At 74.4% G+C, this 14,866-nt stretch carries 10 protein-coding genes; 2 read left to right on the plus strand and 8 right to left on the minus strand.

Annotated elements, in window-relative coordinates:
* Positions 1-5: 5 nt before the first annotated feature.
* From ACFVXG_RS40695 to ACFVXG_RS40705, 3 genes are all read right to left on the minus strand, one after another.
* Complete coding sequence (locus ACFVXG_RS40695; RefSeq protein ID WP_387935380.1) at positions 6-1,529, minus strand: sugar transferase; 1,524 nt, start codon at positions 1,527-1,529, stop codon at positions 6-8.
* A gap of 393 nt (positions 1,530-1,922) precedes the next feature.
* Entirely contained in the window at positions 1,923-3,077 is a 1,155-nt protein-coding gene (locus tag ACFVXG_RS40700; protein ID WP_387935382.1) for a glycosyltransferase, read from the minus strand.
* A 188-nt stretch (positions 3,078-3,265) separates the two neighbouring features.
* On the minus strand, positions 3,266-3,706 hold the full coding sequence (locus ACFVXG_RS40705; protein WP_387935383.1) for an SRPBCC family protein: 441 nt from the start codon (positions 3,704-3,706) through the stop codon (positions 3,266-3,268).
* A 90-nt stretch (positions 3,707-3,796) separates the two neighbouring features.
* Between ACFVXG_RS40705 and ACFVXG_RS40710 the strand changes: the two genes are divergently transcribed.
* Positions 3,797-4,708, plus strand: coding sequence for a HipA family kinase (locus tag ACFVXG_RS40710; protein WP_387935385.1), 912 nt, complete (start codon positions 3,797-3,799; stop codon positions 4,706-4,708).
* On the opposite strand, the gene ACFVXG_RS40715 is transcribed toward ACFVXG_RS40710, so the two are convergent.
* From ACFVXG_RS40715 to ACFVXG_RS40735, 5 genes are all read right to left on the minus strand, one after another.
* A complete protein-coding gene (locus ACFVXG_RS40715) occupies positions 4,705-5,046 on the minus strand; it encodes a hypothetical protein (RefSeq protein ID WP_387935387.1) in 342 nt (113 codons plus the stop codon). The genes ACFVXG_RS40710 and ACFVXG_RS40715 overlap by 4 nt on opposite strands.
* A 175-nt stretch (positions 5,047-5,221) precedes the next feature.
* Positions 5,222-6,712 carry a S8 family serine peptidase gene (locus tag ACFVXG_RS40720; protein ID WP_387935388.1) on the minus strand — a complete coding sequence of 497 codons (1,491 nt, stop codon included), beginning with the start codon at positions 6,710-6,712 and terminating at the stop codon, positions 5,222-5,224.
* Between the two features lie 248 nt (positions 6,713-6,960).
* Complete coding sequence (locus tag ACFVXG_RS40725; protein WP_387935390.1) at positions 6,961-8,070, minus strand: amidohydrolase family protein; 1,110 nt, start codon at positions 8,068-8,070, stop codon at positions 6,961-6,963.
* A gap of 9 nt (positions 8,071-8,079) precedes the next feature.
* Positions 8,080-9,519, minus strand: coding sequence for a glutamine synthetase (locus tag ACFVXG_RS40730; protein WP_387935391.1), 1,440 nt, complete (start codon positions 9,517-9,519; stop codon positions 8,080-8,082).
* Between the two features lie 76 nt (positions 9,520-9,595).
* Positions 9,596-12,397, minus strand: coding sequence for an MXAN_6230/SCO0854 family RING domain-containing protein (locus tag ACFVXG_RS40735; RefSeq protein WP_387935393.1), 2,802 nt, complete (start codon positions 12,395-12,397; stop codon positions 9,596-9,598).
* Positions 12,398-12,948: 551 nt separating this feature from the next.
* Between ACFVXG_RS40735 and ACFVXG_RS40740 the strand changes: the two genes are divergently transcribed.
* On the plus strand, positions 12,949-14,724 hold the full coding sequence (locus ACFVXG_RS40740; RefSeq protein ID WP_387935394.1) for a 3-hydroxyacyl-CoA dehydrogenase family protein: 1,776 nt from the start codon (positions 12,949-12,951) through the stop codon (positions 14,722-14,724).
* Positions 14,725-14,866: the final 142 nt, after the last annotated feature.

Here is a 14,866-nt window from a genome sequence, read left to right on the forward strand (position 1 = left end):
CCGGGTCAGCTCCCGTCCGGGTGGAGCATCAGGGCCGCGGTGCGGCACAGGATCTTGACGTCCTGCCAGAGGCTCCAGCTCTCGATGTAGCGGTTGTCGAAGCGGGCCCGCTCCTCGATCGAGGTGTCCCCGCGCAGGCCGTTGACCTGGGCGAGGCCGGTGAGGCCGACCGGGACGCGGTGGCGGTCGCCGTACTCGGGGTAGGCCTGGCTGAACCGCATGACGAAGTACGGGCGTTCGGGGCGCGGGCCGACCAGGCTCATGTCGCCGCGCAGGATGTTCCACAGCTGCGGCAGCTCGTCCAGCGAGCTCTTGCGGAGCAGGCGGCCGACGGCGCCCATCCGGTGGTCCTGGGAGATGTTCCAGCGGGTCGCCGACTCGTGCTCGTTGCTGGGGCGCAGGGTGCGGAACTTCAGGACGGTGAAGACCCGGCCGTCCAGGCCGGTGCGCTGCTGGCGGAAGAGCACGCCGGGGCCGGTGTCGAAGCGGACGGCGAGGGCGCACAGCGCCAGGACGGGGGCGAGCAGCAGCAGGCCGGTCCCGGCGGCGGTGACGTCCAGGGCGCGCTTGGCGGCCCAGCCGGGGCGGCGCATGGCCGGGCTGCCGAGGCGCAGGCACGGGAAGCCCCACAGGTGGTCGCCGCCGGCGATCGGGGCGGTGGGCAGCGAGCCGTGCTCGCGCAGCGCGGGCACCAGCCAGACCTGGCAGCCGAGCCGGACGGCGTCGCGCAGGGCGGCGGCGGTCTCGCCCTCGTCGGCGGCGCCGGCGGTGGCGATCACGTGGTGGATCCGGTGCCGGCGGACCTCGCGCTCCAGCACCTCGCGGCCGCCGAGGACGGGCACGTCGGTGTCGTCGGCCAGCAGCGGCGGGTCGGCGTCCAGGAAGCCGACCGGGCGCATCCCGTACTCGCCGTGCTCGCGGAGGGCGGCGGCGACCTTGCGGCCGAGCCGGCCGGCGCCGAGCACCAGGACGGGGTTGGGGCGGCCGCGGCGGATCCGCCGGACCAGGTGGTAGAGGACGGCGCGGCCGAGGGCGGCGATCAGCAGCTGGGCGCCGAGCAGGACGGTGAGCCGGGCCGGGGTGGCCGGGCCGCAGTCGGGCCAGCGGCCGTCCAGGCAGCCGGCCAGGGTGACGGCGAAGGCGGTGGCGACCACGGCGCGGACGGCCAGGGCGGGCAGTTCGTCCAGGACGGAGAGGGTGAGTCGGGTGCGGTAGAGGCCGCCGGCCAGGTTGAGCAGCAGGAGCAGGGGCAGGACGGCGGCGACGCCGAGCAGCGGGGCGAGCGGGACGGTCGGGTCGATCGCCCGGTTGGCGATGCCGGTGGCGGTGCAGAGGGCGATCGCGTCGACCTGGACCAGCGCGAGCGGCAGGGCGAGCCGGGACCGGGCGGCCCGGCGGTGCCGGCGGGGCGACGGCACCGCCCGGGGGTAGGTCGCCCTGGCCGGCCGGTCGAGCAGCCCGGTGCCGGGCAGCCGCGGGCCGGACAGGGGCCCGCCGGATCGCGGCACACGGTCGTGGTCAATGGTCATCAGCGCACGAACTCCCCTGCTGTGTGCCCGGGGTGGCGGTACCCCGGCACCGATAGGCATGGGGCGGCCGTCCCGGCCCGGTGGGCGCGGTCCTGACAGCACCTGCTATCGCTGGCGGCTTTCGGTTCTCCGGTGAGGGGGCCGGTCGCGGAACGGCTGGTCACCATGGGCGCGACCGCGACGGGCCCGGACGCGAATTCCCGGGGTGGAATCGAAACGAAGCAGGCAAAATCCGACAATACCGAACCTGGGCATGTCCGCCGGAAGTTGACTTGCCGTTTCATTCCAGCCGCCCATTAATAGGTATTTCGGACTTGACGCCTCGCCCATATCCGGTCGAGGGTGCGAATGCGCCGACGCCGGTACGGCGGGGATTCACGGCATGTGAAACGATCAGATCCGCTCTGGGACACGGGCCCTGCGCCGCCCGGCCGCCGGTCCGGCCCCCAGCAGATGGCGGTACAGGACGTCCACCTGTTCGACCACCGTACGAACGTCGTGCCGGGCGACCACGTGGTCGCGCAGCCGGGCACCGCGTCGCTCGCACTCGATCGGATCGGACAACGCTTCGGCCATCCGGGTGGCGAGCGCGCCCGCGTCCTCTGGCGGCACCACCGACTGCGCGCGCACCGCCTGCGGCAGGCACTCCCGGGCGCCCGGAACGTCCGTCAGCAGCACCGGGCGGGCCGCCGCCATCGCCTCCAGCGGCGCCAGCGCCATCCCCTCCCAGCGCGAGGGCAGCACTACCAGGTCCGCCGCCGCCAGCCACGGGCGCGGATCCGGCACGTCCCCGACCAGCCGGACCCGGGACGGCTCGGCCGACTCCCGGACCGCCTCGGCCAGCCGCTGCTCCTCCGGCCCGCCGCCGACCAGCGCCAGCCGGGCCTGCGGCACCCGGCGCAGCACCTCCGGCCAGGCGGCCAGCAGCACGTCCTGGCCCTTCTGCCGGCACAGCCGGCCGACGCAGACCGCGAGCGGGGAGTCCAGGTCCAGCCCGAGCGCGATCCGGGCGGCCCGGCGGTCGGCGGGCGCGTAGTGGCGGACGTCCACGCCGTTGGGCACCACCGCCCAGTCGGCGTGCACCCCGGCGGCCACGCCGTCGGCCCGTTCCTGGACGCTGACGCACAGCAGCCGGTGCGCCCACCGGCTCGCGAAGCGCTCCCAGCGCAGGGTCGCGGCGGCCATCGGGCCGTCCACGGCGGCGAAGGACCAGGCGTGCGGCTGGAAGACGGTCGGCACCGCGCCGCGCACGGCCAGCCGGCCGGCCAGACCGGCCTTGGCGCTGTGCAGGTGGACCACGTCGGGACCGGCGGCCCGGACGATCCGGCGCAGCCGCCAGGCCTCGGCGGCGGTGGCCGGGCCGGGCGAGCGGTCGGCGGGCCAGTCCTGGACCAGCGCGCCCACCGCGGCGGCCTCCTCGGCCAACCGCCCGCCGCGCGGGCAGGCGACCAGCACCCGGTGCCCGGCCTCGCGCTGCCCCCGGGCCAGATCGACGAGGACGCGGGCGACTCCGCCGTCCACCGGCTGCGAAATGTGAAGGATCGTCATATGCACGGCGGCGAGCCTAGGATGGCTCCCCCGCGCCGGGCGGCTCCCGTCACCCGCAGGTGGCGGGCCGTCCACCCGTACGGCTTCCGGCTCGTACGGGCGGACGAGCCGCTCGAAATTCCGGGCGATTCCCCCGGATCAGGTGGGACGCCGGAATCAGCGGACCTAGGAGTCAGCGGACCTCGGAGTCAGCGGACCTCGGCGGCCAGGTTCTCGAGCACCTGGTCGTGGATCCGGTTCAGGCCCTTGGGGGCGAAGGTGCGCTCGAAGAAGCCGCCGATGCCGGTCGCGCCCTGCCAGGTGGCGGTGACGGTGACCTTGGTGCGGCCCTCGCCGGCGGCCGCGACGGTCCAGGTGATCACCATGCTGGAGTTGGCGTCCTTCTCCACCAGCTGGTCCGGCTTCGGCGCCGAGACGGTGAACAGGCAGTCCCGCACCCGCTTCTCGGTGGCCTGCAGCTTCCAGTGCACCTGGGTGCCCGCGCCGGTGCCGCCGACCCGGACCTCGTACTCGCTGTACTGCGCGGGCAGCAGCTTCGGGCGGGTCACCTGGTAGTCGGCCAGCGCCTCGTACACCCGCTCGGGCGCGGCGTCGTAGTCCCGCTCGGTGGTGGCCTGCACCTGTCCCATGCCTTGCTCTCCTCATGTGGTGGGTACCGCTCTGCGTACCGGTCTCACCGGCAAGCCAATCACGCGGCACGGCGGGATAGGGTGGCGGGTGTGCTCGATCTGGTGACTGCGCTGCGCTACGTGGACCCGCTGCGGGCCGGTGGCTCGGTGCCGGGCGTCGTGGAGACCGACGACCTGGGGACGTACGTGGTCAAGTTCACCGGAGCCGCCCAGGGCCGCAAGGCACTGGTGGCCGAGGTGATCGTCGGCGAGCTGGCCCGACGGCTCGGGCTGCGGGTGCCGGAGCTGCGACTGGTGGACTTCGACCCGGTGGTGGCCGCCGACGAACCGGACGCCGAGATCCAGGACATGCTCAAGGCCAGCGCCGGCCTCAACCTCGGGATGGACCTGCTGCCCGGGGCCGCCGACTACCGGCCCGGGATGATCCCGGTGGACTCCGCCGAGGCGGGGCGGATGGTCTGGCTGGACGCGCTCACCGGCAACGTCGACCGCACCGTCCACAACCCCAACCTGGTGGTCTGGCACCGGCGGCTCTGGCTGATCGACAACGGCGCCGCGCTGATCTTCCACCACCGCTGGGCCACCGCGGAGGCGTCCGTCGGCAAGCGCTACGACCTCAGCGCGCACGCGCTCGGCGGCTGCGCCCCGGACGTCCGGCTGGCCGACGAGGACCTCGGGCCGCTGGTCACCGTCGAACTGCTGGAGCAGGTGGTGGCGCTGGTCCCGGACGAGTGGCTGGCCGACGAGCCCGGCTTCGACTCGGTGGACGCCGTCCGGCACGCGTACGTCACCCACCTGGCCGCCCGGGCGGTGCTCTCCGAGGAGTGGCTGCCGGAGGGCTTCGCCACCCCCGAGCAGCTGCGCGAGGCGGAGCGGCGGAACGCGGCCCGCACCCGGGCCGGTCGGCCGGCCTGGCTGCAGGAGGTGCCGGACCTGCACGGCAAGCCGTCGGTGGAGACGGTCTGGGAGCACCACTTCGAGGCCGAGGGCCAGCAGGGCTAGTTCCAGCGCAGCGCGAGGTACTCGATCACGGTGCCGAGCAGCAGGCCGAAGGTCCGCACCGCGAAGCCGGTGTCCCGGCGGAACCCCCGCAGCCGGGCGACCAGCCCGCCGATCTCCAGCCCGAGCAGCGGGCCCGCGGCGACCACGGGGGCGAACACCACCCCGACCACCCCGAGGGCGAGGAGGTACCTCGCGGCCGTGAGGGTGAGGGCGGCGATGGGCACCAGCATCGGCGCGGCGAGCAGGAGTTGGACGACGCCGAGGGCCAGCACGCGCCGGCGCCGCCGGTCGGCGGCGGGACGGACGGGGACCTGCGGCCCGGTGACGGTGGCAGCCATGCCGCTCAACTCCTGCGAGGACCCGGGTGGTTATGGCTCCATCCTGTTCCACGAGCGGGCCGGCGGCCTGAGTACGGGTACTCAAACGCCGCTGGGGAGCGGGGCCCGTGGCCCCGCTCCTCAGCTCAGTGTTCGGTGCTCAGCGCCGGATGGTCAGCGCCGGGTGGTCAGCGCGTCAGCGCCACCACTGGACCGCCTTCTCGGCGTTGATGATGCCCGCGCCGTAGAAGCCGTTGTCGTCCACGCCACCCTCGCAGGTGGCCTTGAAGTTACCGGTGTTGCCCGGGTTGTAGACGCCGGTCGGGCAGGCGTGGGACTCGGCCTGGTTGGTGAGCAGCTCGGTCAGCTCGTCCGGGCTGGCCCACGGGAAGGTGCTGGCGAGCAGCGCGACCACGCCGGTGACGTGCGGGGTGGCCATCGAGGTGCCCTGCATGTACCCGTACTTGTTGCCCGGGATGGTCGACAGGATGCGACCGTTCTTGTCCGGGGTGTCCGGGATCTGGTAGCGGGCGTCACCGCCCGGCGCGGCGACGGTGACGATGCCCTTGCCGTAGCTGGAGTAGTACGACTTGTCGCCGTTGACACCGACCGCGGAGACCGCGACCACGCCGGGCAGCTCGGTCGGCAGCGACAGGCAGTCGTTGGTGATCGGGCGGGTGGTCTTGTTGGTGTCGTCCGGGCTGGTGATGTCGACGGTCTTGTGGGCCAGGTCGATGTTCTCGTTACCGGCGGCGGCGACGTTCAGGACGCCCTTGCGCTGCGAGAAGGCGACGGCCTTGCGGATCGCGTCCGAGATCGCGGCCTGGTCCTTGTCGTTCGGGCAGTTGAACATCCACGGGTCGACGTAGTAGCTGTTGTTCGTCACCTTGAAGCCGTGCTCGCCGGCCCAGACGAAGCCGCAGACCGCGTTCTCCGGGTAGATGAAGCCACCGTCGTCGACGACCTTGACCGCGGCCAGCTTCACGTTCGGGGCGATGCCGACGATGCCCTTGCCGTTCTTGGCGGCGGCGATGGTGCCGGCGACGTGGGTGCCGTGGTCGCTGGTGGTCGGCTGCCAGGCCTTCCAGTCGGTGTTCGTCTTGCCGTCGATGCAGGAGACCGACTGCGAGGCGTCCACGTTGGCGGCCAGGTCCTCGTGGGTGGCGTCGATGCCGGAGTCCAGCACGCCGACGGTGACGTTGCGGCTGCCGAGCGAGATCTTGTGCGCCTTGTCGACGCCGATCTGGCGCATGTCCCACTGGTTGGGCTCGTACGGCTCCTGGTCGCCGGTCGCGGCGGCGGCACCGGTGGGCGCCTCGGCGACCTCGGCCTTGCCCTGGTCGGCGGCGAGGATGCCCTTGGTGCGGCTGGCACCGACGGAGTCGACGCCCTTGGCCAGGCGCAGCTTCTCCGCGAACTTGGTGTCGTTGGAGCGGGCGACGATGACGCCGACCTGCTCGTACGACTGGACCACGGTGCCGCCGAGGGCGGTGACGGCCTTCTCAACCTTCTGCACCTGGCCGTGGTTGGCCTTGGTGTTGACGACGTAGCTGAGCAGCGGACCGGTCGTCGAGTCGCCGGTGGGCGCCGCGACGGCGGTGCCGGCCGGGAGCGCGAGGGCTCCGGCGGTGGCGAGCACGAGGCCCACTGCCGCGTAGCGGGTCCGGCTGATCCGAGGAACTCTCATTGGGGTTGGCCCTCCCGAGTCGTCATCCGGCAGCTGCGGTGTGGCAGGTGCACTGGGATGACCGGGACGTTAATGAATATTCGCTGATAAGCGCAAGAGGTAGTCATCTAATCGTCACATCTAGACCAACTGCAGAGGTTAGCCATCCATCGACCAGCGAGGACAACAGAGTTGAAGATTGTTAAAAAGTGATGGTTCGCCGACGACGCGCCTGACCTTGGCATGTGCGCGAAAACATGCCCGTTCGCTCAGCCGAGCCGGTACAACCGGCGGGCGTTGTCGGCGGCGACCAGTTGCGCCAGCCGCCGCGCGTCCGGAGCCGAACAGGCGCCCGCTGCTTGCCAGTCGGTGAGGAGCATGCCCAGTCCGTACCGGAACTGTGCGGCGCCCACCACGAACAGTTCGGGAAGTCCGTAGGCGTCGGTGGAGAACAGCAGTTTTCCGAACGGCACCAGTTCCAGCATCTCGCCGAGCACCGCCGCCACCCGCGGCCCGGTGTACGAGGCCGTCAGTCCGAGATCGGTGTAGACCGTCGGAAAGGCCTGGGCCAGCCAGCCGGCCTGCCGGTGGTACGGATAGCCGTGCAGCAGCACCAGCGGGACGCCGCTCGGCTCGACGGCGCGGACGAAGTCCGTCAGCAGCGACGGGTCGGCGTGGTGCAGGGTGAGGTCGGGATCGCCGAAGCCGGTGTGGAGTTGGAGCGGCAGGCGCAGCTCGGCGCAGACGTCCACGGCCGTCCGGAGCAGGTGGTGCAGCAGCACCGGATCGGCCAGCCGGCCGCGGCCGCCGCGCAGCCAGGCCCCGGCGGCGGCCACCACGGCCGAACGGGCGGGCCGTTCGGCCGGGACGGCCAGGCCGTGCCGGTAGGCGAGCACCGACTTGACCGCGACGGCATCGGCGGCGGCCGCCGCCACTGCCTCGCCGACGGCCCGGGGCCAGTCCTCGGCGCCGGACGACACCGTCTCGGCCACCGTCTCCAGCCGGACCACCTCGCGCACCACCGCCCCGGTGGCCCCGGCGAGTTCGGTCAGCGGCAGCAGTGCGCGGCCCGCGGTGGCCGTCAGCCCGGTGTCCACCAGGCAGGTGTCCAGTCCGGCGGCCGCGAGCAGCCGACGGGTGGACTCGGCGGCGCCCAGCTCGCGCCGCCGGGCCAGGTAGTCGGCCGCCGGGGCGTGCGCGGGCAGGCCGAGCACCGGCGGGCACCAGCGCCGCACGGCCAGGCCGATCGCGCTGTCGAAGGGTGAACAGCCGGGCGCGGGCGGGCGGTCGGACTCGGTGAGCAGCCCGGCCAGGGCGTCGTCGTCGAGCTCGGCCGCCACCACGCTGTGGCAGTGGTGGTCGACCAGCGTCGGCGCCATGGCGTCCACTCAGTACCGCCAGCGCGTCGCCGCGATCAACTCCTCGGGGCCGACGGCCGCGTACTGCTCGGCCTCGGCCCGGCGCACCGCCGCCACCGCCTGGTGCAGCGGCTCGCCGAGCGCCTCGCGCAGCACCGCCGAGCGCTCGTACGCGGCGAGCGCCTCGGTCGGGCCCTGCGGCAGCCGGGGCACCGTGCCCGGCTCGGCGGCGGCCGGATCGCCGGTGAACTCCGGCGGCAGGGCCCGGCGTTCGGCCAGCCCGGCGAGGCCGGCGGCGAGCACCGCGCCGACCGCGAGGTACGGGTTGGCGCTCGCGTCGAAGCACTTGACCTCGGCGTTGGCGGCGGAGGCGCGCTCCCCGGTGGAGCCGGTGACCAGACGCAGCGCGGCCTCCCGGTTCTCCAGGCCCCAGCACTGGTACGCCCCGGCCCAGTGCTGGGGCACCAGCCGCAGGTACCCGGCCGGGCTGGAGCAGCCCAGCACCAGGAGTTCGGGCAGGGCCTGGAGCACCCCGGCGAGGAAGCCCTCGGCCTCGGCCATCAGCCCGTGCGGGCCCGAGCCGCCGTGCCCGAGGTTGCGGCCGTCCCGCCAGAGGCTGAGGTGGAGGTGCCCGCCGTTGCCGACGCCGTCCGGCTCGACCACGGGGGCGAAGGACACCCGCAGGCCGTGCCGGGCGGAGACGGCGCGGACGGTGTGCCGGACCAGCACGGAGGTGTCGGCGGCACCGACCGGGCCCTCGGGGGCGACCGAGACCTCGAACTGGCCCGGGGAGTACTCGGGGTGGATCTGCAGCACGCTCAGCCCCTGCTCGCCGAGGGCGCGCAGGACGTCCCGCAGGTAGTCGGAGAGGTCGGTGAGCCGGTGCATGCCGTACGCGGGGCCGTGCGTGGGGTACCGGGGCGGCTCGTTCGGGGGCCCCGCCAGGGCGACCACCCACTCGACCTCGATGCCGGCCTTGAGGCTCAGCCCGCGGGCGGCGGCCGCGGCCTCCATCCGGCGGGCGAACAGCCGTTGGCAGCCCGGGTGCGGGCCGCCGGCCTGGGTGTGGCGCTCCCCCGGGGCCCAGGCCCAGCCGGGCTGGGCGGCCAGCGGGACGATCCGGTCGAGGTCGGGGTAGAGCCGGAGGTCCCCGGTGGGGCCGCCGATCAGCGGGCTGGTGGTGATGGCGTCGTCGGCGAGGAACACGTCGAAGCAGGGCGCGGTGCCGACGCCCCACTGGGCCGCGTGCACCAGGCCGTCGAGCGGTACGGCCTTGACCCGGGCGATGCCGGCGTTGTCCACCCAGGTGACGGCGACCGCCTCGACGGCGGCGGTGCGCAGCCGGTCGACGGCCCACTGGGCCCGCTCGGCGCGCTCGGCCCGCGGGGGCAGCGCGACGGCCGCCGCGAGGGCGGCGGGGCCGAGCGGGCCGACCGGATCGGCGGCCTGGGAGGCGGCGACGGTGCTCATGCCGTCATGCTGCCCCGCGCACCGGGGGCCGGTAACTCCCCTATCGGGTGGAACGAACGGACGCTTGTCCGCCCATTCACCCGTTCGAGGAAAGCCCGTTCGGGAGCGGGCCGTTCGTGACAGGACCGTCCGCGCGAGGGCCGTCATGGGCCGAGCCGTCGCCGTCCGGACCGCTCGGGCCGAAGCGGGCCACCAACTCCCCCGCCGTGATCCGCTCCAGGGCGTCCGGGGCGGCGTCCAGCGGCCCCGGGTAGAGCCGGTACAGCGTGCCGCCCGCCCCCGCCGGGGCGGGCGGGTCGGCGTGCACCAGGGCCGTGAACGCCCGGGTGCCGGCCAGGCGTTCGGCGATCAGCCGGGCGGTGTCGTCCGGCGGCTGCTCGGTCCGGTGGTCGCTCTCGTGCCGCCCGCGCACCCGCTCGGCGAAGGAGTCCAGCGGTTCGTCCGCTCCCCGGCGGTAGCGGCCGAGCCCGCGGCCGGTCCGGTCGCGCACCCACACCTCGTCGCTGCCGGCCGCGGCGAGGGCGCAGCCGAGGTCCCACAGGGTGGCCCGGGTGCCGGAGGCGAAGTGGGTCAGCACCGAGTCGGCGAGCGAGCCGATCTCGGCGTGGTGGCGGGCGACGTTGTGGAACCCGGCGCCGGCACCGACGTTGAGGTCGGTCCAGGTGTAGCTGCGGGCATGGAGGTCGACGATCATCGGCAGGCAGATCCTGGCGTCCCCGGCGAGGTCCAGCCGCTGGCGCACGCTCCGGGGGTGGAAGCTGCCGCTGCGGTGGCGAGCCGCCTCGGAGGGCGTCAGGGTCATGAAGCCCGCGAAGGCCTCGGTGAGGTCCTCGAAGGGGACGTCGTTGTAGCTGAACACCACCACCACGGCGTACCGGGTACGGGCCTTGCCCAGGGCACCCAGGTCGAGGTCGACGAACTCGGTGGCGCCGTGCGGCGGCGGGGCGGTGGTGAAGTCGCCGGAGTGGACGGCGGCCCGCTCGCCGTGCACCAGCCGGGTGTAGTCGCACAGGCCGGTGAACTGCCACTGCTCGTCGTAGAAGGCGACCGACAGGTCGAGGTCGACCCGCTGGTTCACCTGCTGCATCCAGTGCACGAACAGCCGCAGGCGCTGCCCGTCCGGGAGCCGCTGCACGCTGCCGCGCGGCACCGCGACCAGGGTCTTGGCGCTGGCGCGCTCGGCGAACGGGACGACCAGGTCGGCCAGTCCGGCGTCCAGCACGGCCACCTCGTAGCGCCCGGCCGCGCGCGCCGACTGCTCGGCCCGGCGCAGCAGTTCGGCCTCGATCAGGGCGCAGACCGGGGCGCTCAGGGCGTCCGGGACGGGCGTGCCCCAGTCGTGCCGGGCGTGCGCGGAGGCGACCCGGCCGCGCGGGAAGTACAGCCGCTGCTCGCCGCGTTCGCGCGCGGCGCGCAGCCGCCCGTACGCGCCGAGCAGCGGGCCGGGGGCGACGGCGCGCAGGGCCCCGGGCAGTGCCCGGGCGAGTTCGACGGGCAGCGGCTCGCCCGGGAACCAGCCGGCCTGCACCCGCAGCAGGTGGTGGAGGCGTCGCACCAGCTCGCCCGGGCGGCGGGCCAGCAGCCGGACGGCGGCCGGCAGGTCGCCCTGCGCGAGGGCGTGTTCGACCCGGGCGGCGAAGGTCTCCACCACCAGCCGGGTGTGGCCGCCGGGCGTCTCGCGCACCCGCAGCGGGGCGGGGGCCTCGCGCAGTTCCGGGCCGAGGCCGTGCAGGTCGAGGTCGCTCTGCCGGACGACGGCGAAGGCGGCGGCCGCGTACGGGAAGCGGGCCCGGTGCTCGTACGGGTGGAGCAGTTCGCCGGCCCGCAGCCAGGCGGAGCGGTGGCGGCGCAGGTCCTCGGCGAGGGTGCCGACCGGGAGCGCGTCCAGGACGGCGAGGAGTTCGCGGCGCAGCGGGCGGGGCAGGTTGCGCAGCCGCAGCTTGCGGGCGGTCTCCGCCAGCAGGTCGGGCTCGGCGCCGGACCAGGCCCAGATCAGCCGCAGCACGTCGGTGGCGGTGGTGAGGTGGGCCTCGAGCAGCGGGCGGGTGCGCTCGGGGTCGCGGCGCAGCAGGGTGGCCAGCACGGTGGCGCGGCTCTCCCGGACGGGGATCTCGGCGGGCAGCCAGGCGGCCGGGTCGGCGGGGGCGTGGTCGAGCAGCAGCGCGAGCTCCTCGCGGTCCTGCGGGCTCAGCGGGGTGTGGCGGGCGAGCAGGGCGGCCAGCGCGGTGCCGGCGAGCTCGGCCGTGTCGTCGGAGCCGGCCAGGCGCAGCGGCCGCAGCGTGCTGCCCGGCGGGAGGACGCGGGCGGCGTGGCGGGCGGCCCGGGTGTCGAGCGACAGGTAGCGCTTGCCCTCCAGCGGGGTGCTGCAGAGCGGGCAATGGCGGTCGTCGCCCTCCTCCAGCAGCTCCGCGTAGCAGTCGCCGCAGATCAGGTGGGCGCACGGGGCCAGCGCGCCGATCCCGGCCTCCAGGCTGCTGCGCTCGCAGACGGCGCAGAGCTGGCTCGCCTGGCAGAGCAGGTAGCCGCGGATCGTCGCGGAGTAGGAGGCGTGCGCGTGCGAGGGGACGCCCTCGGGGAAGGTGCGGAACAGCGGCTGGTGGCTGCGGTCGGCGCCGAGCAGCGCGTCGATCTGCGCCAGCAGGCGGGTGCCGGCGGCGGCCAGGTCCAGCGGGCGCAGTCGGCCGAGGGCGGCGCGCAGGTCGCGGGTCAGCACGTAGCCGCGCTGTACCAGGTCGGCTTCCAGTGCCACGAGCCCCTGGGCGGACCAGGGCAGCGGTTCCTCGGGGGCGGCGCCGGGTGCGACCGGAACCGTCCCGTGACGGCGCAGCAGGTAGGCGTCCAGCCCGTTCCCGGGCTCCACGACGCTCGGCTTCTTCACTTCTCTGTCCCCCGCTGGATATGACGAAGCGGGGGCGGAGAGTGGGCGCGCTGGGGTCATTTTAAAGATGAGGAGAAGGAAGCACGCCGCGGAGCCGCCCCCGCGCCGATCACTCTAGCGAGAGCGGGTGCGGGAGCCGAACGGTTTTCCGTTCCCGCCCCCTTCCTACCGGCCAGTAGCTTCGCTACAGTGGCCGGACGCACCACCGCCGGGCTTCGGGAGCCGCACCGGCGGCAGGCCGCGGTCGTCGTGTCTTCGGCGCCCGCGCGGTGCCTTCACCGGTCGGTGCCGCGAACCGCGGCGGACCGGGTTCCTCCCCTCGTATCAGCGCCGCTTCCTTCACCTTTCGAGCGCCTGAGTACCACGGCACACCCCGCAGTTCGGCCGGAGCGGACCGGCCGCTGCCCGGGTCTGCCGGAACCCCGTCATCTCCCCAAGCCCCCGCGCGTGCACCCTCCTCCGGCGGCGGCCGCCCCCGTCGTCGTCGACGGGCGCGGCGGCCCGCCCGCCGGAGCACGCGCGGGCCCTTCATGACATAGGAGTCAGGACTGATGGAGCGTCCCTTCCCCACCGTGGCCGTCGTCGGCCTCGGAACGATGGGTGCCGGCGTCGCGGTCGCGGTCGCCCGGAGCGGCCGCCGGGTGATCGGCATCGAGGCCTCCGAGGACTCGGCCGCCCGGGCACTGGCCCGGATCGAGGAGGCGACCGCGCACGCGGTCGACCGGGAGCGGATCACCGCCGAGGAGCGCACCGCGCTGCTGGCGCGGATCTCGGTCGGGCACGCGCTGACGGCCGCCGCCGAGGCGGACCTGGTGATCGAGGAGGTCCCCGAGCAGCTGGAGCTGAAGCGGGAGGTCTTCGCCGAGCTGGACCGGATCTGCCCGGAGGGCACGGTGCTGGCCACCGGCACCACCGCGCTGTCGGTGACCCGGATCGCCGCCGCGACCGCCCGGCCGGAGCGGGTGCTCGGCCTGCACTTCTTCAACCCGGTGCACACCATGAAGCTGGTCGAGGTGGTCCGCACCGTGCTGACCTCCCCGCAGACCGCCGAGGACGCCGCCGCCTTCGCCCGCGACCTGGGCAAGGAGCCGGTGGCAGCCGGTGACCGGGCCGGTTTCGTGGTGAACGGCCTGCTGTTCGCGTACCTGAACCAGGCCGCCTCGATGTACGAGTCCAAGTACGCCTCCCGGGAGGACATCGACGCCGCGATGCGGCTCGGCTGCGGCCTGCCGATGGGCCCGCTGGCGCTGCTCGACCTGATCGGCGTCGACACCGCGCGCACCGTGCTGGAGGCGATGTACGAGCAGTCCCGCGACCGGCTGCACGCGCCCGCGCCGATCCTCGGCCAGCTGGTCTCGGCCGGGCTGCTGGGCCGCAAGTCCGGGCGCGGCTTCTACACCTACGAGGCGCCGGGCTCGTCCAAGGCCGTGGACGCGGCGACCGGCCCGGCCCGGCCGAAGGTGCCCGGCCGCACGGTGCGCACGGTCGGCGTCTGCGGCTCGGGCACGATGGCCACCGGCATCGCCGAGGTGTTCGCCAAGGCCGGGCACCCGGTGCTGCTGGCCGCCCGCAGCCAGGAGAAGGCCGAGCGGGCGAAGGCGCAGCTGACGAAGTCGCTGGAGCGCTCGGTCGCCAAGGGCCGGCTGACCGCGGAGCAGCGGGACGCCGCGCTGGCGCTGGTCACCCCGGTCGGCCAGTACTCCGAGCTGGCCGAGGTGGACCTGGTGGTCGAGGCGGTCGCCGAGGACCTGGCGGTCAAGCGGGAGCTGTTCGCCACCCTGGACAAGATCGTCCGCCCGGGCGCGGTGCTCGCCACCACCACCTCCTCGCTGCCGGTGATCAGCTGCGCGACCGCCACCTCGCGGCCGCAGGACGTGATCGGCATGCACTTCTTCAACCCGGCGCCCGCCATGAAGCTGGTCGAGGTGGTCTCCACCGTGCTGACCGCCCCGGACGTCACGGCGACGGTGCTGGAGCTGACCGCGAAGGTGCGCAAGCACCCGGTGGAGTGCGGCGACCGGGCCGGCTTCATCGTCAACGCCCTGCTGTTCCCGTACCTGAACGACGCGGTGCGGATGCTCCAGGAGCACTACGCGACGGTGGACGACATCGACACCGCGATGAAGCTGGGCTGCGGCTACCCGATGGGCCCGTTCGAGCTGCTGGACGTGGTCGGCCTGGACGTCTCGCTGACCATCGAGCAGGTGCTGCACCAGGAGTTCCGCGAGCCGGGCCTGGCCGCGGCGCCGCTGCTGGAGCACCTGGTCGCGGCCGGCTGCCTGGGCCGCAAGACCGGCCGCGGCTTCCGCGACCACGCGCGCCGGTGACCACGCCACGGGCCGGGGGCGGCCGGCTGCCCGACGCCGCGGCGTCGTCGTACGGCGCGGGGGCCGTGCCGCCCGGCAGCGGCGCGGCCTACGGCAACGGCACCGCCCCGTACGGCTCCGGGACGGCCGGCCGCTCCGGCCG

Source organism: Kitasatospora sp. NPDC058162 (assembly GCF_042884005.1).
Taxonomy (GTDB): Bacteria; Actinomycetota; Actinomycetes; order Streptomycetales; family Streptomycetaceae; genus Kitasatospora.

Coding starts and splice junctions, on each gene's coding strand:
- ACFVXG_RS40695 (WP_387935380.1), bottom strand. CDS start 1,529: ATGACCATTGACCACGACCGTGTGCCGCGATCCGGCGGGCCCCTGTCC.
- ACFVXG_RS40700 (WP_387935382.1), bottom strand. CDS start 3,077: ATGACGATCCTTCACATTTCGCAGCCGGTGGACGGCGGAGTCGCCCGC.
- ACFVXG_RS40705 (WP_387935383.1), bottom strand. CDS start 3,706: ATGGGACAGGTGCAGGCCACCACCGAGCGGGACTACGACGCCGCGCCC.
- ACFVXG_RS40715 (WP_387935387.1), bottom strand. CDS start 5,046: ATGGCTGCCACCGTCACCGGGCCGCAGGTCCCCGTCCGTCCCGCCGCC.
- ACFVXG_RS40720 (WP_387935388.1), bottom strand. CDS start 6,712: ATGAGAGTTCCTCGGATCAGCCGGACCCGCTACGCGGCAGTGGGCCTC.
- ACFVXG_RS40725 (WP_387935390.1), bottom strand. CDS start 8,070: ATGGCGCCGACGCTGGTCGACCACCACTGCCACAGCGTGGTGGCGGCC.
- ACFVXG_RS40730 (WP_387935391.1), bottom strand. CDS start 9,519: ATGAGCACCGTCGCCGCCTCCCAGGCCGCCGATCCGGTCGGCCCGCTC.
- ACFVXG_RS40740 (WP_387935394.1), top strand. CDS start 12,949: ATGGAGCGTCCCTTCCCCACCGTGGCCGTCGTCGGCCTCGGAACGATG.